Below are 24946 nucleotides of genomic sequence, written 5' to 3'. Positions count from 1 at the left end.
CCCTCCACTCTCCCTTCATCTTCTGAACAGAGGAACCACCCTGTCATGGACACATTCGATCTCACCCGACTGCTGCCCGCCGACCACTTCAGCACCGCGCTGCACCACGACGTGCGGCACGGACTGACCGCCGACCCCAAGTGGCTGCCGCCGAAGTGGTTCTACGACGCCCGGGGCAGCGAGCTGTTCGAGGAGATCACCCGGCTGCCCGAGTACTACCCGACCCGCGCCGAGCGGGCCATCCTCACCGCCCGGGCCGGCGAGATCGCCACCGCCACCCGCGCCCGCACCCTGGTCGAGCTTGGCTCCGGCTCCTCCGAGAAGACCCGGCTGCTGCTGGACGCGCTGCGCTCGACCGGCGACCTGGAGACCTACGTCCCGGTGGACGTCAGCGAGAGCGCCCTGGTGGCGGCCGGCACCGCCCTCGCCGCCGAGTACCCCGGACTGGCCGTGCACGGCGTGCTGGCCGACTTCACCGCCCGTCTCGGCCTGCCCCCGGAGGGCGGCCCGCGACTGGTCGCCTTCCTCGGCGGCACCCTCGGCAACCTGCTGCCCCAGGAGCGGGCCGGCTTCCTGCGCGGCCTGCGCGCCGCCCTCGACCCGGGCGACTTCCTGCTCCTCGGCACCGACCTGGTCAAGGACCCGGCCGTGCTGGTCGCCGCCTACGACGACAGCGCCGGGGTGACCGCCGAGTTCAACCGCAACGTGCTCAACGTGCTCAACCGCGAGCTGGGCGCCGACTTCGACCCGGAGGCCTTCGAGCACGTCGCGCTCTGGGACCCGGAGCAGGAGTGGATCGAGATGCGGCTGCGCTCCCTGCGCTCGCAGACCGTGAAGATCCCGGCCCTGGACCTGCCGGTGCACTTCGACCGGGGCGAGGAGCTGCGCACCGAGGTGTCGGCCAAGTTCCGCCGGGAGCGGGTGGCCGGGGAGCTGGCCGCGGCCGGGCTGCGGCTGACCCACTGGTGGACGGACCCCGAGGGCCGGTTCGGGCTCTCGCTCTCCGCCCCGGCCTGAGCGGGGCACGCCGGAGAACCGCAGAGCGTCGGGGCACCGGAGCGCCGAGGCGCCGGGACACCGGAGCGTCGGGACGCCTGAGCGCCGAGGCGCCGGGGAGGCCCAATTTGCTTGTTCACCTTACGAATTCTCAGAGCAAAATTTGAGCCTCCCCGTCTACAAGGCTTGAACGAACAGGGGTTACGATCTCGGCTACCGAGCTCAGCGTTGAGTACCAGGAGTCAAGATCGTGAGCGTCACCCAGAAGCCCTCCGGGGCGGCCGAGGCCACCGCGCCCGGCCGCCTCGGCTTCGTCGTCTTCATCACCGCCGCCGCCGCCCTGGGCGGCTTCCTGTTCGGCTACGACAGCTCCGTGATCAACGGCGCCGTCTCCGGAATCCAGGGGAAGTTCGGAGTCGGCAGCGGCGAGACCGGCCTGATCGTCTCCTCGGCGCTGCTGGGCTCCGCGGTCGGCGCCGCGCTGGCCGGCCGGTTCGCCGACCGCTACGGCCGGATCAAGGTCATGAAGGCGGGCGCGCTGCTGTTCGCGGTCAGCGCCGTCGGCTCGATGCTGCCGTTCTCCCCCTGGGACCTCGCCCTGTGGCGCGTCCTCGGCGGCGCGGCCATCGGCATCGCCTCGGTGATCGCCCCGACCTACATCGCCGAGGTCGCGCCGACCAAGTACCGCGGCCGGCTGGCCTCCTTCCAGCAGGCCGCCATCGTGCTCGGCATCGCGATATCCCAGCTGGTCAACTGGGTGCTGGCGGACGCCGCCGGCGGTGACACCCGCGGCCGACTGCTCGGCCTGGAGGCCTGGCAGTGGATGCTCGGCATCTGCGTCGTGCCGGCCGCGGTCTACTTCGTGCTCTCCTCGGTGATCCCGGAGTCCCCCCGCTACCTGATCCAGGCCGAGCGCCTGGACGACGCCCGCAAGGTGCTGGCCGAGGTCGAGGGCGAGGGCATCGACACCGACGCCCGGATCGCCGAGATCCAGTCGCTGATCGCCTCCGACCACCGCCCGCGCTTCCGCGACCTGCTCGGCGGCCGCTCCGGCCTGCTCCCGATCGTCTGGGTCGGCATCGGCCTGTCGGTCTTCCAGCAGCTGGTCGGCATCAACGTGATCTTCTACTACTCGTCGATCCTGTGGCAGTCGGTCGGCATCGACCAGAGCAACTCGCTGCTGATCAGCTTCATCGGCTCGGTCATCAACATCCTCGGCACCGTGATCGCGATCCTGCTGGTCGACCGGATCGGCCGCAAGCCGCTCGCCCTGATCGGCTCGGCCGGCATGGCCGTCACCCTCGCCGCCGCCGGCTGGGCGTTCTCCTCCGCGACCGGCTCCGGCGACAACGTCACGCTGCCCGACCTCCAGGGCACCGTCGCGCTGATCTCCGCCAACGCCTTCGTGCTGTTCTTCGCGATGTCCTGGGGCGTGGTCGTCTGGGTGATGCTCGGCGAGATGTTCCCGAACCGGATCCGCGCCGCCGCGCTCTCCGTCGCCGCCTCCGCACAGTGGATCGCCAACTGGGCCATCACGGTGTCGTTCCCGTCGCTCTCGCGCTGGAACCTCTCGGCGACCTACCTGGTGTACGCGGCCTTCGCGGCGCTGTCGATCGTCTTCGTGGCGAAGTACATGAAGGAGACCAAGGGCATCCGCCTGGAGGACATGGGCTGACCGAAGCCCCCGCCTTCCGGTCGTACGATCCGACCTTCGGCCCCCGCACCCTAGCGCGCTGAGCGCGGGCGCGGGGGCCGAATCGTTCACTCCCTGCGGTGGGCCGGACACCTCCGGTACTCCTGTTCGCCAGGAGGGATGTGTCCTTGATCTTCAACCGGCTCCGCACCCGCAGAACCGCCACCGCCCCGAGCGGCGGCTGTCCGTACGCCCACGCGCACCCCGCGCCGGGCTTCGCGCCACCCGTACCGCCGACCCCCGGGCCGAGGCCGCGACCGGCCCCGCAGCCGTCCCCGCAGCCGACGGACCCACAGCTGACCGCACGGCCGGCCCCGGAGCCGCAACTGCCGCCCGCGTCGCCGCCGTTCACCGACCCCGGGCAGGCCGCCGAGTTCGTCCGGCAGTTCCACCGGGAGCAGCCCGCCGCCGGTGACCCGGGGCCCAGGCTGCGCGCCGTCCGGGCGGAGATCGACCGCACCGGCAGCTACCACCACACCCCCGCCGAACTCGCCTACGGCGCCAAGCTCGCCTGGCGCAACGCCGCCCGCTGCATCGGCCGGCTGTACTGGCGCAGCCTGGTGGTCCGCGACCTGCGCCACCTGTCCGACCCCGACGACATCGCCGCCGAGTGCTTCGAGCACCTCCGGCTGGCGGGCAACGGCGGCCGGATCCGCCCGGTGGTCTCGGTGTTCGCCCCCGACCGGCCGGACCGCCCGGCCCCGCGGATCCTCAACCAGCAGCTGGTCCGCTACGCCGGGCACCGGGTCGACGGCGCCGTGGTCGGCGACCCGGCGGGCGCCGAACTCGCCGAGCGGGCCCGCGAGCTCGGCTGGAAGTGCGCCGAGGACCGCTTCGAGGTGCTGCCGCTGCTGCTCCAGGAAGGCCCGGACGAGCGCCCGCGCTGGTACGGCCTGCCGGACGACACCACCCTGGAGGTGCCGCTGAGCCACCCCGAGCACGCCTGGTTCGCCGAACTCGGGCTGCGCTGGTACGCGGTGCCCGCGATCAGCGACATGACGCTGGAGATCGGCGGCGTCCGCTACCCCACCGCGCCGTTCAACGGCTGGTACATGGGCACCGAGATCGGCGCCCGCAACCTGGCCGACGCCGACCGCTACGACATGCTCGGCACGGTCGCCGACGGGCTGGGCCTGGACACCTCCAGCGAGCGCACGCTCTGGCGCGACCGCGCCCTGGTCGAGCTCAACCTCGCGGTGCTGCACTCCTTCCAGGAGGCCGGGGTGACGATCGCGGACCACCACACCGAGTCGGCGCGCTTCCTCAAGCACGTCGCCCAGGAGCAGCGCCTCGGCCGCCCGACCCCGGCGGACTGGAGCTGGATCGTGCCCCCGGTCTCCGGCGGGCTGACCCCGGTCTACCACCGGTACTACGACCCGGTGGACCCGGAGCAGCGGCCGGCCTTCCTGGCCCGCGAGCCCTGGTGACCGGAGCGGCCGCCGCAGCTCCCGACACCCCGGCGGATCCGGCGCCCCCCGTGGGACCGCCGGTCGCCCGCGACTACGAGGGCGACCGCACGGCCAGGCGTTCGAAGCGCAGCGCGAGCCCGTCCAGCAGTGCCTCCAGGCCGGTCTCGAAGGCGCCCTCGTCGACCGAGCCCCGGTGCCCCGCGAGCCGGTGGGCCTCGCCGAGGTGCGGGTAGTCGGCCGCGTCGTACACCTCGGCGTCGGCCGGGAATCCGGCCGCGAAGGAGGCCAGCGCGGAGCCGGTGACGAAGTAGCGCATCAGCGCGCCGATCCGGGTGGCCTGGCCGCGCGGCCACCCGGATCCGACCAGGTGCCCGAACACGGCGTCGGCCAGCCGCAGCGCGTTGGGCCGCCGTCCCGGCCCCTGGGCGAGCACCGGGACGATGTTGGGGTGGGCGGCCAGCGCGGCGCGGTAGGAGCGCGCCCAGGCGCGCAGCGCCTCCGGCCAGGGGGTGGCCCGGTCGTCGAACATCGACAGGTCGACCTCGCCGATCACGCTGTCCACCACCGCGTCCAGCAGGTCGTCCTTGGTGGCGAAGTGGTTGTAGAGCGAGGGCCCGCTGACCGACAGCCCGGCCGCGAGGCGGCGGGTGGAGAGCGCCTCCAGCCCCTCGTCGTCGATCAGCCGCAGGGCGGCCGTGACGATGCGCTCACGGCTGAGCAGCGGGGTGCGCGGGCGAGCCATCGGGTCGCTACCTCCGGTCGGGTGGGGTGGGGACCGATTCTGGCAGGTGCCCCTTCCCAGCGCGGGCGGGTCGGGTCTACAGTCCACACGTAAAACTTGCAGCGCTAGTTTAACGAGGTGGGCACCGTCGTGAACCTGGAGTTGTCCGAGGAACAGGCCGCCGTCCGCGAGCTGGCCGCCTCGTTCACCGACCGCGAGATCGTGCCGTACGCCGCCGAGTGGGACCGCGCCGAACAGGTGGACCGCGCGATCATCGGCAAGCTCGGGAAGGTCGGCTTCCTCGGCCTGACCATCCCCGAGGAGTACGGCGGCAGCGGCGGCGACCACCTCGCCTACTGCCTGGTCCTGGAGGAGCTCGGGCGCGGTGACTCGGCCGTGCGCGGGATCGTCTCGGTCTCGCTCGGCCTGGTCGGCAAGTCGATCAACGCCTTCGGCACCGAGGAGCAGAAGCGGCACTGGCTGCCCCGGCTCACCTCGGGCGAGGCCCTGGCCTGCTTCGCCCTCACCGAACCCGGCACCGGCTCGGACGCCGCCCACCTCACCACCCGGGCCGTGCGCGACGGCGACGACTGGCTGATCAGCGGCGCCAAGACCTTCATCACCAACGGCACCTGGGCCGACGTCGCCCTGGTCTTCGCGCGCACCGGCGGCGACCACCCCGAGTGGCAGGGCCACCGGGGCATCACCGCCTTCCTCGTCCCCACCGGCCTGCCCGGCTTCGGCCGCACCGAGATCCACGGCAAGCTCGGCCTGCGCGGCCAGACCACCGCCGGACTCGACCTGGACGGCGTCCGGGTGCCCGACAGCGCCCGGCTCGGCGAGGTCGGCAAGGGCTTCACGGTGGCGATGGCGGCCCTGGCCAAGGGCCGGATGTCGGTCGCGGCCGGCTGCGTCGGCATCGCCCGGGCCTGCCTGGAGGCCGCCGTCCGCTACGCCGGCGAGCGCGAGCAGTTCGGCAAGCCGATCGCCTCGCACCAGCTCGTCCAGGAACTGCTGGCCGGCATCGCGGTCGACGTCGAGGCGGCCCGGCTGCTCACCTGGAAGGTCGCCGACCACATCGAACGCGGCCTCCCGTTCGCCACCGAGTCCTCCGTCGCCAAGCTCTACGCGAGCGAGGCCGCCGTCCGGGCCGCCAACAACGCGCTCCAGGTGTTCGGCGGCTACGGCTTCATCGACGAGTACCCGGTCGGCAAGTACCTGCGCGACGCGCGGGTGATGACCCTCTACGAGGGCACCAGCCAGATCCACCAACTGCTCATCGGGCGCGCCCTGACCGGCGTCAACGCCTTCTGACCCACCACCCTCCGACCCACCACCCTCCGACCCACCACCCTTCGATGAGGAGCACGACGTGCGCCCTGTCTACTTCGCCGCAGCCCGCCGCACACCCATCGGCCGGCTGCGCGGAGCGCTCGCCACGGTCCGGCCGGACGACCTCTCGGCCACCGTGCTGCGCGCCCTGCTCGCCGACGTACCCGCCCTCGACCCGGCCCGGATCGACGACGTCTACTGGGGCGCCGCCAACCAGGCCGGCGAGGACAACCGCAACGCCGCCCGGATGGCCGTCCTGCTGGCCGGCCTGCCGGAGACCGTCCCCGGCGCCACCGTCAACCGGCTCTGCGCCTCCGGCCTGGAGGCCGTCACCCTCGCCGCCCGGGCGATCGGCTCCGGCGAGGCCGACGTGGTGCTGGCGGGCGGCTGCGAGTCGATGACCCGCGCGCCGTTCGTCCTGCCCCGCCCCGACGAGGCGCTGCCGCACCGGATCGAGACCTACGACACCCGGCTCGGCTGGCGGCTCACCAACCCGCGGATGGCCGAACTGCACGGCGTGCTCAGCATGGGCGAGACCGCCGAGGAGGTGGCCGACCGGTACGGCATCGGGCGCGAGCGCCAGGACGCCTTCGCGCTGCGCAGCCACCAGCGGGCCGCCGCCGCCCGCAAGGACGGGCACTTCGACGCCGAACTGGTCCCGGTCGAACGGCCGGACGGGGTGACGGTGAGCCAGGACGAGGGCATCCGCGAGGACACCAGCCTCGACAAGCTCGCCCGCCTCAAGCCGGCCTTCCGCCCGGGCGGTACCGTCACGGCCGGGAACGCCTCCCCGATGAACGACGGCGCGGCCGGGCTCGTCCTGGTCGGCGAGGAGGCGCTGCGCGACCTCGGACTGCGGCCGCTCGGCCGGTACGTGGCCGGGGCCTCGGCCGGGGTGCACCCGGACGTGATGGGCATCGGCCCGGTGCCGGCCACCGCCAAGGTGCTCGGCCGGGCCGGGTGGGACCTCGCCGACCTGGACACCGCCGAGCTGAACGAGGCCTTCGCCGCCCAGGCGCTGGCCTCCGCCGACGGCATCGGGTTCAGCCCGGAGCGGGCCGACGAGGTGGTCAACCCCAGCGGCGGGGCGATCGCCCTCGGCCACCCGCTGGGCGGCTCGGGCGCCCGCATCCTCACCACCCTGCTGCACCGCATGCGCCGCACCGGCGCCCGGCGCGGCCTGGCCACGATGTGCGTGGGCGTGGGGCAGGGTACGGCCGTGCTGGTCGAGAACGTCTGAGACGGGTCGGGACAGGTTTCGAGTGAGCGGGAGCATCCAGTGAGCGGAGGAACGGACATGGCGCGGTTCGCAGGGAAGGTCGCCGTGGTGACCGGCGCGGCGCAGGGCATCGGCGCGGCCACCGCCCGTCGGCTGGCGGAGGAAGGCGCGAGCGTCGCGGTGGTCGACCTGACCGCCGAGCGGGCGGCCGGGACGGTCGCCGAGATCACCGCCAAGGGCGGCACCGCCCGGGCCTACGGCTGCGACGTGGCGGACTACGACGCCGTCGACGAGGTCTTCGCCCGGGTCGCCGAGGAGCTCGGCGGGCTGCACATCCTGGTCAACAACGCCGGGATCACCCGGGACAACCTGTTCTTCAAGATGCCCAAGGCCGACTGGGACACCGTCCTGACGGTCAACCTGACCAGCGCGTACAACTGCAGCCACGTGGCGCAGAAGTACATGGTGGCGCAGAAGTACGGGAAGATCGTCTCGCTCAGTTCGCGCTCCGCGCTCGGCAACCGGGGCCAGGCCAACTACGCGGCCGCCAAGGCCGGCATCCAGGGGCTCACCGCGACACTGGCGATCGAGCTGGGGCCGTTCAACATCAACGTCAACGCCGTCGCCCCGGGCTACATCGCCACCCCGATGACGGCCGCCACCGCCGAGCGGGTCGGCGCCACCGCCGAGGACCACCAGACCGAGGTGGCCTCCCGCACGCCGCTGCGCCGGGTCGGGCAGCCGGAGGAGGTCGCCTCGGTGGTGGCCTTCCTGGCGAGCGAGGAGGCCTCGTACGTGAGCGGGCAGACACTGTACGTCAACGGCGGGGCCCGGTAGCTCCGGCCGACGCGGATTTCCGGCACCCGTGCGCGAAGTGGGTGGGTGCTGGGTAGATACGGTTAATATTCATTGAATATTACTGACGCGTCATCACATGGCCGTCCCAGGTGCGCGGTTACTTTTCCCTGGGGCGGCCTTTACCCTTTCGCGTGGCCGATCATGACCATGTGCCTGGTCAAACGACCCCACCAAATGACTATGGCATGATCATGCGGCGCTCGATGGGATGTCCGAACCGACCCGACCGGACCTGGTCGGGCCCTCTGCGTCCCAAGGAGTCCCATGGGCAGCCCCGCCTCCCTCCGCCGTGCCCTGGCTCTGCTCGCCGTGGGGGCCACCGCCCTCACCGCCGGCACCGTCGCCGTTCCGGCCGTCGGCGCCGCGACCGCCGCCCCCGCGCACGACCTCTCGGGCGTCCACGTCCGCCCGGCCTCCTTCGGCCACCACCTCGCCACCACCCGCCCGGCGCCGCTGAGCACCACCCAGTGCGTCAGCCAGATCGGCATCCACTGCTACTCGCCGGTCCAGTACCAGGCCGCCTACAACCTGGCCCCGCTGTACAAGGAGGGCATCACCGGCAAGGGCCGGACCATCGTCATCGTCGACTCCTTCGGCTCGCCGACCATCCAGCACGACCTGGAGGTCTTCGACAAGCAGTGGGGCATCAAGGACACCCAGGTCGAGGTGCGCAAGTGGGGCAACGTCCCCGTCTTCGACCCGAAGAACCCCGACCACACCGGCTGGGCCGGCGAGACCACCCTGGACGTCGAGTACGCCCACGCGATGGCCCCCGACGCCCACATCGTCCTGGTCGAGACCGGCGTCGCCGAGACCGAGGGCACCACCGGCCTGCCCGAGATGATGGACGCCGAGAAGGACCTCATCAAGAAGGGCGTCGGCGACGTCATCTCGCAGAGCTTCGGCGCCACCGAGAACACCTTCCCGGGTTACGACAAGGGCGACTTCAAGTCGCTGACCGACCTGCGCTACGCCTTCAAGGCCGCCGCCGACCGCAACGTCACCGTGCTCGCCGCCTCCGGCGACAACGGCGCCACCGACTCGCAGACCAACGGCACCGACCTGTACCCGTTCAAGGTCAACTCCTGGCCGTCCTCGGACCCGCTGGTCACCTCCATCGGCGGCACCCAGCTGACCCTGGACGACAACGGCAAGCGCACCGCGGCCGACAAGGTGTGGCACGACAAGTCCGGCGCCGGCGGCGGTGGCGTGTCCGGCATCTTCTCGCGCCCGTGGTACCAGGCTGGCGTCTCCGACGTCACCGGCAACCACCGCGGCACCCCGGACATCAGCATGAGCGCCGCCGTCGACGGCGCCGCCTGGACCTACGAGTCCTACGACCCGACCGCGGTCGGCTGGCACCTCACCGGCGGCACCAGCGAGGCCACCCCGCTGTTCTCGGGCATCGTCGCGCTCGCCGACCAGCTCGCCGGCCACCGCCTCGGCCAGCTCAACCCGAGCCTGTACGGCCTGAGCCTGCTGCCGAGCAAGTGGAGCGGCATCGTCGACGTCAAGGACGGCGACAACGGCTGGGGCGGCGTCACCGGCTACAACGCCGCCGAGGGCTACGACCTCGCGTCCGGCCTCGGCACCATCGACGGCACCAAGTTCGTCCACGCGATCGCGGGCGACGTGCAGTTCGGCGACAACAGCCAGGGCAACGAGCAGTAAGTAGTGGGTAGTAAGCAGTAGGCAGTAGACAGTCGGTCAGGACGCGGTGCCTGACAGCTGACAAGTAACAGCGAACGGATAACAGATTTCAACATCTGTTATCCGTTCGCTGTTTTCTGTTATCTGTTACCTGTCCGCTGTTCGCTGTTCGCGCCGTCCGTCCACCGGCGGCTGCGCGCCGATGGCGGCGAGGGCGACGAGCACGACCAGGCCTGACGGCCCGGCCGGGCCGTCAGGCCTGGTCGGCCACCGCCGGTGCGGCGGCGGCGAGTTGGGCCAGGTAGCGCTCGGCGGCGCGGAGCTTGCGGTTGTCCGGGCCCGGGAGGAAGGCGCGCAGCTCGATGATCTCCGGGGCGATCCGGATCGCCTCCGCCCGGTCGCCGATCGAGCGCCAGCAGGCCTCGGCGTTGGTGGCCGCCCGCTGGGTCTCCTGGTGGTCGGCGCCCTGCGAACGGAGCAGCGTCAGGGCGACCTCACGGTAGATGGCGGCCGCCTCCGCGGTCCGGCCCGCGAGCCGGCACACGTGGGCGCGCACCTGGCGTACCTGGAGGACCGGCTCGGAGACGGCCCCGTGCTCGGCGATCGCCTCCAGTTCGAGGGCGAAGGCGAGATCGGTGGCGGCGGCGTGGTCCCCCGCGTCGGCGCTGCGGACGATCCGTCCGATCACCTCGCGGTAGTCCTCGCGCGGCGCGTTGGCGGCCGGTGCCTCGGCCTGCTCCTCGACCGGGGCGGGCGGCTGGTCGGCCGGTCCCTCAGCAGCCGGCGCCTCGGCGACCGGTTCCCCGTCCGTCGGGACCACGTCGGCCGGGACCGCGTCCGTCGGGACCACGTCGGCCGGGACGGCGTCGGCCGGCACCGCGTCCTGCGGGACCTCGTCCGTCGGGCCGGTCTCGTCCGGGACGGCGTCCCGGGGCTCCTCGACGGGCTCGACCGGCTCAGCCGGCTCGCTGAGCTCGGCAACCTCCGTGGCACCAGCGGCGGTTCCGGCCTCCTCGACGGCCTCGACCGCCTCCACGGCCTCCATCGCCTCGACCGCCTCCGGCAGGGCCTTGCGCAGCGTGACGCCCGCCGCGGGGGGCTCCTCCGCCGGGGCGGCGGGCTTGTGCAGGCTCACTCCCGCAGCCGCCTCGGCGGGCTGCTCGCCCGCCTTGCGCAGGCTGACCGGGCGGACCGGGCGGGGCGGGGTCGGCGGCACTCCGGGCTTGACCAGGCTCACCGGCCCGCCGGCGGGAGTGACCGGCAGCGGGGCGGGCGCCACCGGAGCCCGCTCGCCGACGGCGTCCTGCGGCTCCGCCTGCCGAGGCAGCGGCACCACAGCGGGCATCGGCAGCTCGGTCGGCACGGCGTCCGCAACGGCCAGCACCTCCGGCACCGGCAGCACGACGTCCGCCACCGGGGCCTCGCCCCGGCGGGCGGTGTTGCGGAAGACCGGGCGGTCCGGGGTGTGGGTGGCCAGGATGACCACGTCCGGGCGCAGCACCGAGTACACCTGCTGGCGCAGCTGCTCAGGGGCCAGCACCTCGCCCGCGCCCGGACGGCCGCCGTGCAGCGCCTCGATCAGGGCGCGGGTGAAGGTGCCGATCTGCTCCGGGTCCGGGCTGACGACCGCCCACAGCGGGATGCCCTCGCTGAGCGGCGAGACGGTGCCCTGGAGGTAGGGCCAGGCGTTCTGGTCGGCGCTCAGGTCGGCGATGACCAGGGTCTGCCATTCGGCCGGACGGTGGCTCAGCTCGGCGGCGATCGCCTGCCACGGCAGGCCGTCCTGCTTGGCGTCGCGCAGGGTGAGCTGGAGCTGCCCACCGCGCTTGTCGGCCACCACGTGCCCGCCCAGGTGGACCAGCAGCGGGCCCGGGTGGCGGGAGGCGGCGCGCAGGTGGGCGAGGACGGTGTGCGGGTCGCTGGCGCCGGGGAGGTGGACGGCGTCCACCGCGTCTGCGGCGAGCAGTACCTGCGGCGACACGGCCGCGAGCATCGCGGACAGTACCGGCGCCTGGGCGGGACCGCCCCGACCCCAGGTGCGGCGGCCGGAGTTGCCGTAACCGCCCTCGATCACCAGGATCCGGCCGCGCGGCGCCGCACCGAGCCCGCCGGGGCCCGCCAGGGCCGTCGACGGCATGGCTGCCGCGGAGACCGTCGGCACCGCAGCCGCGTACGGCGCCGGCGCCTGGGCCGGCGCCTGGGCGCCCGCGGCGGGCAGGCCGGTGAGGGTCCATCCGGTGGGCGCGACCGGCGGCGCGGGCGGCACCGTGGCGGCGAAGGCCGCGGGCGGCACCGGGGGCGCGGGCGGCGGCTCGTACAGCGCTGCGGGCCCGGGCGGGTGCTCCTCGGGCCGCCCTGCGGGCTGCGGCGGTACGGCGTCCCAGGGGCCCGAGTCCGCGGTCGGCTCGGGACCTCCGGAAACAGCAGTCGTCTCCGCCATCTTCTGGTCACCGCCCCGCCCCGCCGCGTCCGCGGCGTCTGATGCCCTTGCCTCCGTGGTGCCTGCCACCACGTCCCGTGCGCGCCACCCTACGAGATCCCGGCACGCCCGAGCCAGGCCGGGTGGCCGATCGGCGCACCACACCGCGGGCACCGGCCGCTATCGTGCCGTCATGACCGATCCGGGGCTCCCCCTGCTGTTCCTCGACGTCGACGGTCCTCTGATCCCCTTCGGCGCCCCGCCGCCCGGCGGCCACCCGACCTACCCGGGCCCGGGCGCGGGCCCGGGCGGCAACCCGCTGGTGGCCAGGGTCGACCCGGGGCTCGGGCCCCGACTGCTCGCCCTGCCCTGCCAACTGGTCTGGGCCACCACCTGGTTGGCGGACGCCGACGCCTGCCTCGCACCCCGACTGGGCCTGCCCCGACTGCCGTACGTGGACTGGCCGGACCCCGACAGACCGGGCGACGACGGCACTCCGGACACCCAACTGCACTGGAAGACGGCGGCCTTGGTCGCCTGGGCGGCCGGACGCCGCTTCGTCTGGGTGGACGACGAGATCACCCGGGCCGACCGGCGCTGGGTCGAGGCCAACTCCCCCGCCGCCGCGCTGCTGCACCGCGTCGACCCCCGAGTCGGGCTCACCGAAGCCGACTTCGCCACCATCGATGCCTGGCTGCGCACCGCGCGACCGCACTCCTCCTGACCGCGCTCCGCCTGACCGCACTCCTCCTGAGAGCGCTCCTCCTGAGAGCGCTCCGCCGCCACGGCCGACGCCGACCGGCCGCACCCGACGGATCGGGTACGGCCGGTCGGCCCTCCGGGCGGCCCCGGCGGCTCAGGACCCGGCGAGCAGGTCCCGCAGCAGGGCGACCGTGTCGGCGTCCAGGTCCCGGCCGGTACGGCGGCTCAGCGCGTCGAGACGGTTGACGGCACGCAGGAGCTGGTCCCGCGCGCCGGCCGACGCGTAGGCGTAGAAGAGGTCCCGGTGCAGGAGTTCGACGTCCGGGGCGACGGCGAGGCCGCGGAAGACGGCGGCCTCGGCGCTGCGGTGGTCGCCGTACTGGAGGCGGCGGGCCGCGAGTTCGTGGGCGGTGTCCACGATCGCGGCGATCATGTCCTGGCGCTCGGCCTCGGCCCAGCCGTAGGAGGCCGGCGGCGCCTCGGCGAACGGGGCCCCGCGGACCAGCGCCAGGGCGTGGGCGAGGGCGGCGTCGGCGGTGGCACTGGTGCTGCGCATGCCGCGCCGGTAGAGGCTGCGGAACTCGTCCCAGTCGCAGGTGACGGCGGGGGCGAAGGCGTAGCCCTCGGTGGTGTCGGTGGGCAGGTAGGCGCGGCCGTCCGGTGTGCTGCCGAACCATGCCGCCAGGTCGGCAAGTTTGGCCGGCAGTGGGCTCCTGGCGTCGGCGGCGGTGGGGTGCGGGTCGAGGTGGGCGGCGCCCGGGTGCAGGTCGTGGTCGAGCGCGTGGTGGTCGGCGCCCGGCCGCAGCGCGAGGTAGACGGCGAGTTCGGTGAGCCGGGGCAGCGCCCCGGGTTCGACGGCGCCGGGGGTGCCCGCCACGTCGACCGGTCCGAGCAGCCGGATCCGGGGGGCGTTGCGCGGGGTGTGCGCCTCCGGGGAGCGCAGGATGGCGAGCAGGTCGTCGCTGTCGCTGCGGCCGGACGTGGTCCGGGCGACGGGCGCGACGGCGGCCGGGCCGGGCTCGACCGTCGCCGTCGCCGTCGCCGCACCGGCGGAGCCGCCCTCGGAGCCGCCGTCAGGACCGCCCTCGGGACCGGGGACGGCTCCGGGGACGGGGCCGACGCCGGGGTCCGGCCGGGCCGGGACGCGCGGGTCGACGCCGGTGGGCGCGGGCGCGCTCTGGTGCGTCGGCACCGGCTCGGTGGGCGACGCGGGCGACGCGGGCGACGCGGGCACAGCGGGCGCAGCGGCCACAGCGGGCGCCTGTGGGGCCACGGGTCGCACCGGCTGGACGGGGAGCACCGTCACCGTGGCCTCGGCCGGACCGTCCGCCCCGGTCGACTCCGCAGGCCCGGCGGGCCCGCCCGCCTCAACCGGCTCAACCGCCTCAACCGGCTCGCCCGCCTCCGCGGACTCCCCGGGCGCGCCCGGCAACCGCAGGTCGCGGGTGGCCTCGTCGGCGGGCTGCTCCGTCCCGGTGGCCGCCTGCCGCCCCTGCCCGTTGACGGCGAAGCGCGCCGGGCCGGGCGGCGTGGGAGCGGGGACAGCGGCGGGCCCGGGCACCGGAGCCGGCAGCGGAGCAGCAGTGGGAGCGGGCGCGACCGGGTCGGTCCCGGCGAACGGGCTGGCGCCGGTCCCGATGACCCGGGCCAGCAGCCGGGGACCGGCCGCCGCTCCCGCGTCCTCCTCGGCCGCCGCCCCCGGAGCGCCGACGGCGGCCAGCACCGCTACAGCGAGCGGGAGTTCGGTGGTGTCGGTGTCCTCGTCCGGGTCGAGGCCGGGACCGTCCAGGGTCCAGGCGGGCGCCGGGTGCTGGGTGCTGTCGTCGGCGACCCGGAGCAGTTCGGCGACCTGGTCGTACTGGTGGTCGTCCAGCCGCTGGAGTTCGACGGTCAGGTGCAGGCCGGGAACGGCGGCCTGGCCGGTGGCCGGCAGGGTCCAGCGGGCGACCGGTCCGGTGCCGCGCTCGGGGGCGCGGGTGATGACGGCGACGCAGGTGCGCGGGCGGGCGTCCAGCAGGCGGCCGAGCTCGGCCGGGGTGTCCCCGCCGGGCTGCTGGGCGCAGAGCACGATCTCGGGCACCCAGGACTCGTCCGCCTGGCCCCGGCTGCGGGCCTCGCGCGGGCTGGTGGCCTCGGCCGCGACCAGAGTGGCGCGGGCCTTGGCGGTGCGCGGGCCGAGCGCGGCGAGCGCCGCCTCCAGGGTGGGGTGGCGGTGGACCCGCTCGGCGGCCGGTCCGGTGATCGGCACCTCCTCGGCGAGATCCACCAGGTGCAGGTGGAGCCGGTCGGCCAGCGGGCTGTGGGCGAGCTCGATGGCGAGGGTGCGCAGCACGGCGCGGGCGTCGTCGGGGTGCCCGGACAGGTGGAGCAGCCGGACGGCTTCCAGATCGGCGAGGACCACCGAGCCGTCGGGCGAGGTGCCGAGGGTGACCAGCGCGGGGTAGGGCGCGGGGGTCTTGCGGGCCTGGGCGGGGCTCAGCAGGTCGGAGGACTCCTCGCTGCACCACCAGACGTTGGCGGCGTGCGCGGCGCGGAACGGCGCGATCGGGGTGGCCGGGCCGGACAGGTGCAGCTCGATGGTGTGGTCGGGGGTGATCCGGGCCGCCACGATCGCGGGCAGCCGCTTGCCGCCACGGGTGGTGTTGCGGGCCAGGGTCCGCAGGGCGCGGTCGAGCAGTTCCAGACCGGCCTGGTCCTGACGGACCATCAGTTCGTTCTCGAAGGCGGCGGCCTCGGCCTCGGGCATCGCGATGCGGTGGCCGGGGCGGCGGCCGCGCTGCTGGGTGCCGCGCTTGTAGGCGACGGTGCCGACCATGACGGCGGCGAGCAGCACGCCCACGGTGGACGCGGCGAGGGCGACGCTGTAGTCGTCGCTGGGTGCCGGGGAGGCGTGCGCGGCGGGGGCGGGTGCGCGGTCGGGGGCGTGGGTCGGTGTCGGCGTCGGTGTCGGTTTCGGTGTCGGGGCCTGGGTGGCCGGCGCGGGCTGGGGCGTGGCGGCGGGGGCGGGGGCGGGCGCCTGCCCGGCCCCGGCCCCGGAACCCTCAGGCTCGGGCGCGGGGGCGGGCGCGGGCGCGGGGGCGGCCGCGCCGGGCACGGTGAGCACCATCCCCGGCTCCAGCACGTCCGGGTCGGTCAGCCGCTCCCCGTCCGGCGCCTGGACGCCCTTGTTGGCCTCGAACAGCTTCGGCCAGGCCTCGGCGTCCCCCAGCTCCCGCTGGGCGATGGCCGACAGGCTGTCCCCGGACCGGACGGTCACCGTCTTCGGCCCGTCCGCCCCCGGCTCGGTCCCGGCCTGCGGCACCTGCGCCGTGGCGGCCGTCGCCGAGGCCGAGGAGCCGCCGGACGAAGGCCCCTGGGCCGGTCCGGAGGCCGGTCCGGACTCCTGCCCGGCGGCCTGGGCGGGCGCCGGGGCCTTCGCCTCGTCCGGCTTGGCGTCCGTCGGCATCAGCAGCTCCCAGCCGGGCTGGATCGGCCGCTCCGCGTCGAAACGGATGCCCGAATCGCCCATCACCCGGCCTTCGTTGAGCTTGGCGATCTCCACCCAGCGTTCCCCGGAGCCCAGTTGGCGCTCCGCGATGGACCACAGGCTGTCGGCCGGACGGCTGTCCCGCACGGTGTAGGTGGGCTGCTGGTCCGCCGCCTGGACGGGCGCCGCCGCGGGTCGGGCGGCGGGCAGCGCGGCCCGCTGCACGCCCGGGGTCAACTGCGCCTGGGCGGACGGGCCCTGGGTGAGTTCGGGAACCGCGGCGAAGGCCGAACCGGCCACCGGCAGCAGCGCCAGCACCGAGCCGACCAGCCCGGCCGCCATCCGCTGGCTCCAGCCGAAGGCCGGGATCCGGCGGGCGATCCGGCCGCGCAGCTGGGCGGGGATCTCCAGCAGGACGGAGAGCGCGAAGCACGCCCAGGCCAGCCAGCCGACCACCACCAGCAGCCAGAGGAACAGCCGCCCGTCGTCCGGACTGGTGAGCGCCTCGCCCACCCCGCCGGAGGCGACCTCACCCATCGAGGCGACGGCCTGGGTGCCGTACAGCAGCAGGGCGGGCACGCCGAACAGCAGGGCGAGCAGGGTGACCAGGGCGGCGAGCGCGGCGAGCACCGCGCCGCCACGGCCTGGTCGGCGGCGCCCGGGGCGGGCGTGCCCCCTCACCGTCGGCCTGCCGCCCTTCCCTGTTCCGGGCTGCCCGGTTCCGCCGTTCCCGGTTCCACCGTTTCCGGCGCCGTTCTTCCCGGCTCCGCTCTTCCCGGTTCCGCCCGGGCCGGCGCCGGCCCCAACCGTACGGGCCTGGGCGGTACGGGCCTGGTCCTTGGCACGTGGCGCGGCCATCAGTCGGTCTCCGCTTTCTCGACTCCGTGGACGAGGGTCGCACTGCCCTTGCCCGTTACCTTCCGCTCCCCGAGGGCGCCCAGCAGGACCGGCCGGTAGTCGGCCCGCACGGTGACGGTGACGACCTTGCCGTCGTCGGAGAAGACGACGTCGTCGACCTTCAGGCCGTACCGGTCGAGGTAGATCCCGGCGGCCTGCCGGACGTAGTCCTGGCGGACCTTGAAGCCCTTCCCCTGCAACACGTCCGCCTGGTCGAGCTGCTGGCCGCCGACCCGCGCGGCCTCCTGGGCGTAGGCGTCGGTGCGTTCGGCGACCCGCAGGCGGCCGCCCGCGTCGATCACCAGCGCGATGACGAGCACCAGGTAGGCGGCGCAGATCGCGACGAAGAGGGCGACCGCGCCCCGGTCGGACCGTCGCCCGGCCGTACGCCGGCGGCGGCCCCGCAGCCCGCTCAGCACCCGCACCTCCTCCCCCCGATCCACACGATCTCTCCCCACCGGCTCCCCACCGGGCGCCCCTCGGTGTCGTTGCGTCATCCCCCGAGCGCTCTCCGCTTGCGTCTCCCCCGCGCGGGCCGTCCCCAATCCCCCGGCCGCGCCCGTTGCGGCCCGTGCGCCGCCCCCTGCCGTGGTCATGTGCCGCGGTAGCGGTCCATCACCGAGGTGAACTCCCCGACGAGGTGCTTCGTCACGGGCAGCCCGGACGGTCCGCCGAGCAGGTCGGCGAGTTCGACGTCGCAGGTCACGGTGACCGTCACGGCCACCACCCGGCCGCCCGGCAGGTCCATCGGCGCCTGGGCGACCTGGACGTCCGAGTTGCGGCAGGACACGCCCTGCTGGCGCAGCGTCGCGAGCGCGGATTTCTTGGCAGGCTCGTCCACCGCGGTGACGCTGCGCTGGAGCGAGCCGGTCCGGGCCCCGACCCGGGCCGCGGCCTCGACCGTGCCGGCCGCGGTCTGCACCCGCCCGGCGGCGATCGCGAGCAGCACCAGTGCGACCACGCCGGGCACGACGATGGCCGCCTCGATCGCGACCCCGCCCCGGTCCGGCCGCCGGAGCCGCCCCCGCCACCCCGGCCGTCCCAGGCGTCCCGACCGTCCGGACCGCCCCGGCCGCTCCGCCCGTCCCAGGCGCCCCGGCCGCCGCTCGCCCTCCGACCGGTCGGCACCGGCCGGTGCCCGCCTCACGGCGTCACCACCGGGGGGACGAAGCGCTCGCGCGGCGCCTCGGCGAACTGCCGGACGCTGGGCCCGGTGAGCCCAGGGATCAGCAGCGGCGGCGTCAGCTCCACCGTGACCTTGATCGTGTCGGCCGTGCTGTCGTCCGTCCCCACCTGGTACGCGTGCACGCCCTGCCGGTCCAGGAAGTCCCGGGCCTGGCGCGCGGCGGCCTCGTTCGCCGCCTGCTCCGTCGCGTTGCCCTGCACCCGGCCGGCGTCCACGCCCTCCCGGGCGGCGGTGAGCGCGACCTGCCGGTCGTACCAGATCAACGCGGCCTGGACGACCAGCAGCAGGAGCAGCAGGACGACCGGGAAGACGATGGCCAGACTGATGCTCATCGATCCCCGGTCGCCCCGGCGGCGGAGCGGACGGCGACGGGCCCGGATCACTTGGTGGCGCCCCCCGCGCCGCCCGCGCCGCCACCGCCGGGCAGGTTCGGGTCCTGCTCGACCTTGGTGACCACCTTGTCCTTCAACAGGTACAGCGCGGTCGCGACGGCCCCGGCGACGAACACCAACGCGATGATGGCGAGGGCGAGTTCGATGCTGATGGCGCCGCGGTCGCCGCGGGCCCGGGCGGCCCGCAGCCGGCCCATCCGCAGCGTGAACAACAGCAGGGCGAACTGCACGGGCAGCAGGACGGGCCGCAGCACCCGGCCTGCCAGCTGGACGAGTCGTACGGTCATCGGGGTCTCCCGGGGGTGTGGTGTGTGGTGTCAGCTGCTCGGTCGGGAAGGTCAGTTGAGCATCTGGTGGAGTGCGGGGAAGACGATCAGGACGGTCATCAGCAGGGTCAGGGCGGCGCCCGGCGCGACCATCCGCTCGCTGTCGGCGTTGGCCCGGGCCAGGTCCTCGGCGAGCAGTTCGCCGCGCAGGCCCTTGGCCCGGGCCCGCAGGGTGTCGTAGACGGCGGCGCCGTCGGTCCCAGACAGCCGCATGATGTCGGCCACGTCCTGGAGCGGGCTGAGGCCCAACTCCTCGGCCAGCGCGTCCAGTCCGGCCCACGGCGGGAGCCGGTCGGTGGCCGCGCGCTCCAGCGCGTCGCGGATCCGCCGGAACACCACGCCCTGCCCGACCGAGGCCGCCCGGCGCAGCGCCTCGGCGGGGCCGCAGTCGGCGGCCCGCTCCATCGCGACGAGTTCCAGGTAGGCGGCGATGCCGTGCAGGTACTCGGTGCGGGCCTCCTTGGCCTCGCCGCGCACCACGGCGTCCGGGACGAACCACAGCAGCCCGGCCAGCAGCGGCCCGGCCACCAGCGGCAGCGCGAACGGCAGGCCGACGTCCATCAGTACGGCCATCGCGCCCAGGTAGGCGGGCAGCAGCAGGCCGAGCGCGGCGAACAGCAGCTTGTGCACCATGAAGCGGGCCGGGGTGCGGCCGATCAGGGCGAGTTCGCGGCGCGGGATCGTCACCCCACGCAGGGTGAGCGAGCGCTCGCCGATCCGGTCGTACCAGCGCGGCCGCTCGTCCGGGTCCGGTTCGCGGTCGGCCGGGGTGCGGTGCAGCCGGTCCAGCGCCTGGCGCAGGTCCGGTGGCGCCGGCCGCAGTTCGGCGACCAGCAGGGCGAGGCCGCCGGCCGCGACGGCGCCGGCCAGCACGGACCAGGGGGAGATCACCGGACCTCCCCGAGCCGCTCGACCGGCTCCGGCCCGGAACCGCGCAGCCGGCGCCCGCTCCTGCTGCGCCGGTCCGGGGCGAGCAGCCGGGGCACCGGCGGGTGCGCGGCCAGGGCCCGCATCCAGGCGATGATCGCGACGAACAGGGCGGCGACCACGGCCAGCACGATCTGGCCGAGGAAGGTCCCGTACGGGCGGGTGTACTCGCTGTTGAAGGAGCCGACCGTGACGACCAGCACGATGATGCCGACCAGCCAGCGGATGGTGGTGCGGTGCTTGGCCCGGTCCGCCTCGATGGCGCGGCGCTGGCGGACCTCCTCGCGCACCGACTCGGCCATGTCGGAGAGCGTCCGGGCCAGGCCCGGTCCGCTGTCCCCGGCCCGCAGCACCAGGGCGGCGAGCACCTTGTCGGCGGTGGCGTCGGCCAGGCTGTCGGCGAAGGCGTCCAGCGCCTCCTCGGGCCGCCAGCGGGCCTGCAGCCGGGCGGCCAGTTCGCCGATCTCCTCCTCCAGGGCGGCGGGGGCGGTGCGGCGGCTGGTGACGATGGCCTGGTTGAGGCCGACCCCGAGCAGCAGCACGTCGGCGATCCGCTGGGTCCACTCGGAGAGCGCCTCCAGCCGCTCGATCCGGTGAGTGTCCGGGCGGGTGGTGTCGAACAGCCAGGGCAGGCCGAAGACCGCCAGCGGGACCAGCAGGGCGGTCAGCGGGATGCGGGTGAACAGCCAGGCCAGCGGGGCGCCGACGAGTGCCAGCGGCAGCTGGATCCGGCGCAGCCGCACCATCCGCAGCGAGGCGCTGCCGGGGGCGCCGTACCAGAACACGTGGGCGCGGCCCGCCAGCGGGTTGTCCCGGCCGGCCGTCTCGTCCTCGTCGACGGGCTCGCTGCCGCGCACCCAGACCACCAGGGCGACCAGGCCGCCCGCGAGCGCCAGCCCGCACAGGGCGAAGAGCAGCATCACCGCGCGCCACCGCCGATCCGCAGCTGGAGCGGGGCGGCCCAACTCCCGTACCGGGAGCCGAGCAGCGAGGCGTCGAAGCCGGCCCGGCGCAGGTCGTCCAGGCACTGCGGCGGGGTGTGCGGGACGGCGCGCGGCTCGCCGAGGTCCGGCCGGGGGCCGAAGACGGTGTTCAGCGCGGGCCGGCCGCTCTCGCCGAGGCCGGTGACCTCCAGGACGTGGGAGACGAAGCGGTGCCGACGGCCGCCGACGGCGGTCTCGTCGACCATGGAGACGTGCACGATGAGGTCCAGGGCGTTGGCGGTGAGCCGGTAGGCGAGCGCGTCGGTCATGTGCGAGCCGTACTCGAGGCAGAGTTCGGCGATGCGGTCGACCACCATGTGCGGCCCACGGGCGTGCAGGGTGCACATCGAGCCGCCCTCGCCGTTGGTCATCACCCGCAGCATCGGGACGACCTCGCCGGAGCGGACCTCGCCGACGATGATCCGGGAGAGGGTCATCCGCAGCGCGGCCGGGATGAGGTCGCCGATCGTCAACTCCCCGGCCAGGCGGCCCTCGACGCGCTCCCCGTTGCCCTCCCGGGCCTCCATCGGGACGACCTGGCGCAGGTGGCCGAGGGTGTGCAGCCAGAGCTCGAACTCCGACTCCAGGGTGCCGATCCGCTCGTCCGGCGGGATCTCTGCGGCCATCGCGCGCAGCAGGCTGGTCTTGCCGACGCCCTGGGTGCCGGTGATCATCACGTTCTTCCGGGCCCGGATCGCGGCGGCCAGGAAGGCAGCCAAGGTCCCGTCCAGGGTGCCGAGTTCGACCATCTCGGGGAGCGTCGCGGAGGCCACCCGGTGGCGGCGGATCGCCACGTACGGGCGGGGCGTCACCTCGGTCAGCGCCTGGAGGCGCATGCCGCCCTCCAGCCGCAGGGCGAGGGTGGGGCTGGCGGTGGACAGGCTGCGCTCGCCGCCGCCGTGCTGCCGGGCCAGGTCCTGGAGGAGTTCGACGAGTTCGGCGTCGCTGTCGGCCACCGGCGGTACCTGGCGCAGGGGTTGGTGCACCTTGGAGACCCAGACGTCGTCGCAGCCGTTGACCAGGATGTTCTCGATCTCCGGGTCGTCCAGGTAGGGCTGGAGGCGGCCGGCCCGGAACAGCAGGTCGAAGACGGCCTCGGCGAGGGCGCGGTCCTGCTCCCGGGTGGGCGGGATGCCGTGGGTCTGGGCGTACGCATCGGACCAGCGGGCGACCGCCTCCTCGATCAGCGCACGGCCGCGCTGACGGCGGGTGGCCCGGTCCGGCTCGGCACCGGAGGTGGCGGTCAACCGGGTGATCTGCTGGTGCAGTTCGGCCGCGACCTGGCGCTTGAGCTCGCGCGCGACCTGCGTGTCGACGGCCGGCCGGGTGGCGCTGCCGCGCACGTCCAGCGAGGGCAGCTGGGCGGGCACGGCGGTCGGCCCGGGGGCCACCGGCTGGGGCGCCGGCGGCTGCGACTGCGACTGCGACTGCGGATGTGGATGTGGATGCGGCGCGACCGGGCCCGGCTGGTACGGCTGCTGCTGCTGCGGTGCGGCGGCCGGGACGGGCGCGGCCCAGGGCAGGGCGGCCGGGTCGGCCGTCGGGTGCTGGTGCAGGGGGCTACCGCGCACGGAGCACCTCCCCGGGGTCGTAGGGGTGGCGGTCGTCGGTCCGACGGTCGGTCACCGTCGGCTGCTGGAGCTGGTAGGGGCCGTCGTCCTCGTCGGCCGGCCCGGCGGCCCCCTGGACGTGCGCCGGGAACGGCGCCGGGGCGGCCGGCTGGGGCGCCAGCCCGGCGAGCGGCGCGACCGGGCCGGTGGTGATCACCGGCGGGGCGTACGAGGGCGGTTCCGCCTCACCGGGGGCGGGCCCGGGGGCCGCCTGGCCGTAGCCGGGCTGGGGGTAACCAGGCTGGGGGTGGCCGGGCTGAGGGTGGCCGGGCTGGGGGTGGCCGGGCTGCGCGAACTGGGGGTGGCCGGGCTGCGCGAACTGGGGGTGGCCGGGCTGGGCCTGACCCTGGTACGTCCGGTCCGGGTACGCCTGCGGCCCGTACCCGGCCTGCCCGTACGGGCCAGGCGTGGGCGCCACGGGCGGCACCGGCGTCGGTGGAATGGGCGTCGGCGGCACCGGGGCCACCGGCACCGGGGTCGGCGGCAGCGACGCCGCCGTCGGGCCCGCGGTGGGCGCGAGCCGCTGCCGCCGTCGGCGGACCAGCAGCTGCACCTCGTCCGCCGCCGACCGCGCCGTGCGCATCAGCTCCGAGCGGATGAACCGCCGGTCGGTGGTGTCCCCGCCGTCGGAGAGCACCCGGGCGGTGCGGGGGGCGTGCGGCAGCTCACCGAGCACCGGCAGGCCGAACTCGCGGGAGACCTCGGCGCCCGAGTAGGGCCCTTCGGAGACCAGCAGCAGCCCGAGCGCGTCCGTCCCGGTCCCGGCGGCGGCCAGGTCCTCGCCGAGCGCGGCGAGCCGCGGCCGGGCGGCGCTCAGCCCGCGCAGCGTGCTGCGGACCGTCACCGCCACCACGTCGGCGCGGCGGGCCAGCACCGCGCCGGCCCCGGTGGCGCCGGAGCGGCCGAGGTCGACGATGACGTCGTAGCCCTGCTGCTCGATGCCGTGCAGCAGTTCGGCGAGCGGCTCCCAGGTGTAGGCGAGGCCGGGGGCCTGGGCCGGGTCGGTGAGGCCGGGCAGCAGCAGGCGCTCGGCGTCGCCCTCGGGCGAGAGGTCGATGAGCTGTTCCCAGATGGTCTGGGCGAGCAGTCCGCGCCGGTCGGCGACGGCCAGGTTGCGCAGCCCGTACACCGCCTCGACCCGGCCCTCCAGGGCGCCGGCCAGCACCGCGCCGCCGTCCGGGTCTGCCTCGACCAGCAGGATCCGGCGGCCGGGCTGGAGCGGCCAGGCGAGCAGCAGTGCCAGGGCGGTGGTGGTCGCCCCGGGCGCGCCCGGGCCGCCGACCACCGCGATCACCGCCATCAGGCGCCACCCGCCCCGGCCGGGGTCGAGGGCCCGCCGGTGCCCGCGGGGGCCGCCCCGCCGGCGGGCGTCGTGCCCGAGGGGGTGGCGCCCGTGGGGGCCGCGCCGGAAGGGGCGGCCGAGGGCGAGGCCGGGGCGCCGGTGGCGGCGCGCGGGGCCAGCAGCACCTGGATCCGTCCGCCGGCCACCCACTGCGCCAGCCGGGGCCCGTCCGCCGTGCCGACCGCCACGTCGATCACCTGGCTGCCGTCGGTGTCCACCCGGCCGACGGTGATGACCGTCGCGGCCAGCGAGTCGGGCCGGCCGTTGTCGGGGGTGTTGACCACGACGATCTGCACCCCGGGCTGGAGCCGGCTGGCGGGCAGCTGGGTCCGCTTGGCCGACACCCCGACCACGATCTGCCCCGGCTGCACGGTCAGGCCCTGCGCAAGGTCCGAACCGGTCAGCATGGCACCGCGCTTGAGGTCGGTGGCGGCCCGCAGGCCGACCGCCTTGGCCCGGTCCTGGGCGGACACCGGCCGCAGCGCCGGGTCGCCCGCGATCCGGGCCACCACCAGGTCGTCGTCGGTGATGACCTGCCCCCAGGGCACGTCCCGGGCGAGCGCCAGCACCGCGACCCGCTGGCCGGTGCTGTTGTAGAGGACGGCGCCGCCGAGTCCGCCGGCCGCGATCAGCGCGACCGCCATGGCGAGCACCGCGGGGCGCCGGCGCCGGGCCCGCATGGTGCGCCCGGGCGCGTGCGGCGTGCCCCGGCCCCGGCCCTGGTCCTGCTGCTCCGGTACCGCCACGGACACCGCGGCGCCCGCCGGCGTGCCGGACCCCGGCGTCGCGAATGTACGGTTCTCCACCGGGTTCCGCCC

At 75.1% G+C, this 24946-nt stretch carries 20 protein-coding genes; 8 read left to right on the top strand and 12 right to left on the bottom strand.

Translation table 11 applies throughout. The features are described 5' to 3' along the window. Positions 1–45: 45 nt before the first annotated feature. The 3 genes from egtD to ACZ58X_RS05040 all read left to right on the top strand — a co-directional run bounded on the left by egtD (position 46) and on the right by ACZ58X_RS05040 (position 4116). Positions 46–1017 carry an L-histidine N(alpha)-methyltransferase gene (gene egtD / locus ACZ58X_RS05050; RefSeq protein ID WP_470332287.1) on the top strand — a complete coding sequence of 324 codons (972 nt, stop codon included), beginning with the start codon at positions 46–48 and terminating at the stop codon, positions 1015–1017. 226 nt (positions 1018–1243) lie between these two features. After that, positions 1244–2671 (top strand): sugar porter family MFS transporter, encoded by a 1428-nt coding sequence (locus ACZ58X_RS05045; RefSeq protein WP_470332340.1) that lies wholly within the window; start codon positions 1244–1246, stop codon positions 2669–2671. A 344-nt stretch (positions 2672–3015) separates the two neighbouring features. Further along, positions 3016–4116: a nitric oxide synthase oxygenase gene (locus tag ACZ58X_RS05040; protein WP_470332339.1), complete on the top strand. Its 1101-nt coding sequence runs from the start codon at positions 3016–3018 to the stop codon at positions 4114–4116. A gap of 73 nt (positions 4117–4189) precedes the next feature. On the opposite strand, the gene ACZ58X_RS05035 is transcribed toward ACZ58X_RS05040, so the two are convergent. Then, positions 4190–4840 carry a TetR/AcrR family transcriptional regulator gene (locus ACZ58X_RS05035; RefSeq protein ID WP_470332286.1) on the bottom strand — a complete coding sequence of 217 codons (651 nt, stop codon included), beginning with the start codon at positions 4838–4840 and terminating at the stop codon, positions 4190–4192. Between the two features lie 129 nt (positions 4841–4969). Here ACZ58X_RS05035 and ACZ58X_RS05030 point away from each other — a divergent pair, with 129 nt between their 5' ends. The 4 genes from ACZ58X_RS05030 (at position 4970) to ACZ58X_RS05015 (ending at position 9899) form a co-directional block, all read left to right on the top strand. Further along, on the top strand, positions 4970–6133 hold the full coding sequence (locus ACZ58X_RS05030; RefSeq protein WP_470332338.1) for an acyl-CoA dehydrogenase family protein: 1164 nt from the start codon (positions 4970–4972) through the stop codon (positions 6131–6133). Positions 6134–6191: 58 nt separating this feature from the next. Then, positions 6192–7391 (top strand): thiolase family protein, encoded by a 1200-nt coding sequence (locus ACZ58X_RS05025; protein WP_470332285.1) that lies wholly within the window; start codon positions 6192–6194, stop codon positions 7389–7391. Positions 7392–7448: 57 nt separating this feature from the next. Then, positions 7449–8207: a 3-oxoacyl-ACP reductase FabG gene (fabG, locus tag ACZ58X_RS05020; protein WP_470332284.1), complete on the top strand. Its 759-nt coding sequence runs from the start codon at positions 7449–7451 to the stop codon at positions 8205–8207. 285 nt (positions 8208–8492) lie between these two features. After that, on the top strand, positions 8493–9899 hold the full coding sequence (locus tag ACZ58X_RS05015) for a S53 family peptidase (protein WP_470332283.1): 1407 nt from the start codon (positions 8493–8495) through the stop codon (positions 9897–9899). A 232-nt stretch (positions 9900–10131) separates the two neighbouring features. Here ACZ58X_RS05015 and ACZ58X_RS05010 read toward each other — a convergent pair whose 3' ends face one another. Beyond that, positions 10132–12318 (bottom strand): hypothetical protein, encoded by a 2187-nt coding sequence (locus ACZ58X_RS05010; protein WP_470332282.1) that lies wholly within the window; start codon positions 12316–12318, stop codon positions 10132–10134. 172 nt (positions 12319–12490) lie between these two features. Between ACZ58X_RS05010 and ACZ58X_RS05005 the strand changes: the two genes are divergently transcribed. Next, positions 12491–13021, top strand: a complete 531-nt coding sequence (locus tag ACZ58X_RS05005) for an HAD domain-containing protein (RefSeq protein ID WP_470332281.1) — start codon at positions 12491–12493, stop codon at positions 13019–13021. Positions 13022–13153: 132 nt separating this feature from the next. On the opposite strand, the gene ACZ58X_RS05000 is transcribed toward ACZ58X_RS05005, so the two are convergent. From ACZ58X_RS05000 to ACZ58X_RS04955, 10 genes are all read right to left on the bottom strand, one after another. Beyond that, the gene (locus tag ACZ58X_RS05000) at positions 13154–17146 is read right to left on the bottom strand and encodes a LysM peptidoglycan-binding domain-containing protein (RefSeq protein WP_470332280.1); all 3993 of its coding nucleotides are present in this window, start codon (positions 17144–17146) and stop codon (positions 13154–13156) included. A 176-nt stretch (positions 17147–17322) separates the two neighbouring features. Continuing rightward, positions 17323–17805: a hypothetical protein gene (locus tag ACZ58X_RS04995; RefSeq protein ID WP_470332279.1), complete on the bottom strand. Its 483-nt coding sequence runs from the start codon at positions 17803–17805 to the stop codon at positions 17323–17325. 149 nt (positions 17806–17954) lie between these two features. Beyond that, the gene (locus ACZ58X_RS04990) at positions 17955–18509 is read right to left on the bottom strand and encodes a TadE/TadG family type IV pilus assembly protein (protein ID WP_470332278.1); all 555 of its coding nucleotides are present in this window, start codon (positions 18507–18509) and stop codon (positions 17955–17957) included. Further along, positions 18506–18880 (bottom strand): TadE/TadG family type IV pilus assembly protein, encoded by a 375-nt coding sequence (locus ACZ58X_RS04985; RefSeq protein ID WP_470332277.1) that lies wholly within the window; start codon positions 18878–18880, stop codon positions 18506–18508. The genes ACZ58X_RS04990 and ACZ58X_RS04985 overlap by 4 nt, the downstream gene beginning before the upstream one ends. 47 nt (positions 18881–18927) lie before the next feature. Continuing rightward, the gene (locus ACZ58X_RS04980; RefSeq protein WP_470332276.1) at positions 18928–19227 is read right to left on the bottom strand and encodes a hypothetical protein; all 300 of its coding nucleotides are present in this window, start codon (positions 19225–19227) and stop codon (positions 18928–18930) included. Between the two features lie 51 nt (positions 19228–19278). Further along, positions 19279–20157 (bottom strand): hypothetical protein, encoded by an 879-nt coding sequence (locus tag ACZ58X_RS04975; protein WP_470332275.1) that lies wholly within the window; start codon positions 20155–20157, stop codon positions 19279–19281. Further along, positions 20154–21113 carry a type II secretion system F family protein gene (locus tag ACZ58X_RS04970; protein ID WP_470332274.1) on the bottom strand — a complete coding sequence of 320 codons (960 nt, stop codon included), beginning with the start codon at positions 21111–21113 and terminating at the stop codon, positions 20154–20156. The genes ACZ58X_RS04975 and ACZ58X_RS04970 overlap by 4 nt, the downstream gene beginning before the upstream one ends. Continuing rightward, complete coding sequence (locus ACZ58X_RS04965) at positions 21113–22747, bottom strand: CpaF family protein (protein ID WP_470332273.1); 1635 nt, start codon at positions 22745–22747, stop codon at positions 21113–21115. The genes ACZ58X_RS04970 and ACZ58X_RS04965 overlap by 1 nt, the downstream gene beginning before the upstream one ends. Next, entirely contained in the window at positions 22737–24086 is a 1350-nt protein-coding gene (locus tag ACZ58X_RS04960; protein ID WP_470332272.1) for a hypothetical protein, read from the bottom strand. Before ACZ58X_RS04960 ends, ACZ58X_RS04965 begins: the two co-directional genes overlap by 11 nt. After that, positions 24086–24934 (bottom strand): SAF domain-containing protein, encoded by an 849-nt coding sequence (locus ACZ58X_RS04955; RefSeq protein WP_470332271.1) that lies wholly within the window; start codon positions 24932–24934, stop codon positions 24086–24088. Before ACZ58X_RS04955 ends, ACZ58X_RS04960 begins: the two co-directional genes overlap by 1 nt. Between the last annotated feature and the right edge of the window lie 12 nt (positions 24935–24946).

The sequence above is a fragment of the Kitasatospora sp. NPDC040550 genome, assembly GCF_055594965.1.
Note: the sequence above shows the minus strand (reverse complement) of the source record. Positions and strands in the feature narration are given on the sequence as shown.

Bases quoted from the DNA above. Each gene is read 5' to 3' on its own strand.
- egtD (WP_470332287.1), top strand. From the start codon at position 46: ATGGACACATTCGATCTCACCCGACTGCTGCCCGCCGACCACTTCAGC.
- ACZ58X_RS05035 (WP_470332286.1), bottom strand. From the start codon at position 4,840: ATGGCTCGCCCGCGCACCCCGCTGCTCAGCCGTGAGCGCATCGTCACG.
- fabG (WP_470332284.1), top strand. From the start codon at position 7,449: ATGGCGCGGTTCGCAGGGAAGGTCGCCGTGGTGACCGGCGCGGCGCAG.
- ACZ58X_RS05015 (WP_470332283.1), top strand. From the start codon at position 8,493: ATGGGCAGCCCCGCCTCCCTCCGCCGTGCCCTGGCTCTGCTCGCCGTG.
- ACZ58X_RS05010 (WP_470332282.1), bottom strand. From the start codon at position 12,318: ATGGCGGAGACGACTGCTGTTTCCGGAGGTCCCGAGCCGACCGCGGAC.
- ACZ58X_RS05005 (WP_470332281.1), top strand. From the start codon at position 12,491: ATGACCGATCCGGGGCTCCCCCTGCTGTTCCTCGACGTCGACGGTCCT.
- ACZ58X_RS04985 (WP_470332277.1), bottom strand. From the start codon at position 18,880: ATGAGCATCAGTCTGGCCATCGTCTTCCCGGTCGTCCTGCTGCTCCTG.
- ACZ58X_RS04980 (WP_470332276.1), bottom strand. From the start codon at position 19,227: ATGACCGTACGACTCGTCCAGCTGGCAGGCCGGGTGCTGCGGCCCGTC.
- ACZ58X_RS04970 (WP_470332274.1), bottom strand. From the start codon at position 21,113: ATGCTGCTCTTCGCCCTGTGCGGGCTGGCGCTCGCGGGCGGCCTGGTC.
- ACZ58X_RS04960 (WP_470332272.1), bottom strand. From the start codon at position 24,086: ATGGCGGTGATCGCGGTGGTCGGCGGCCCGGGCGCGCCCGGGGCGACC.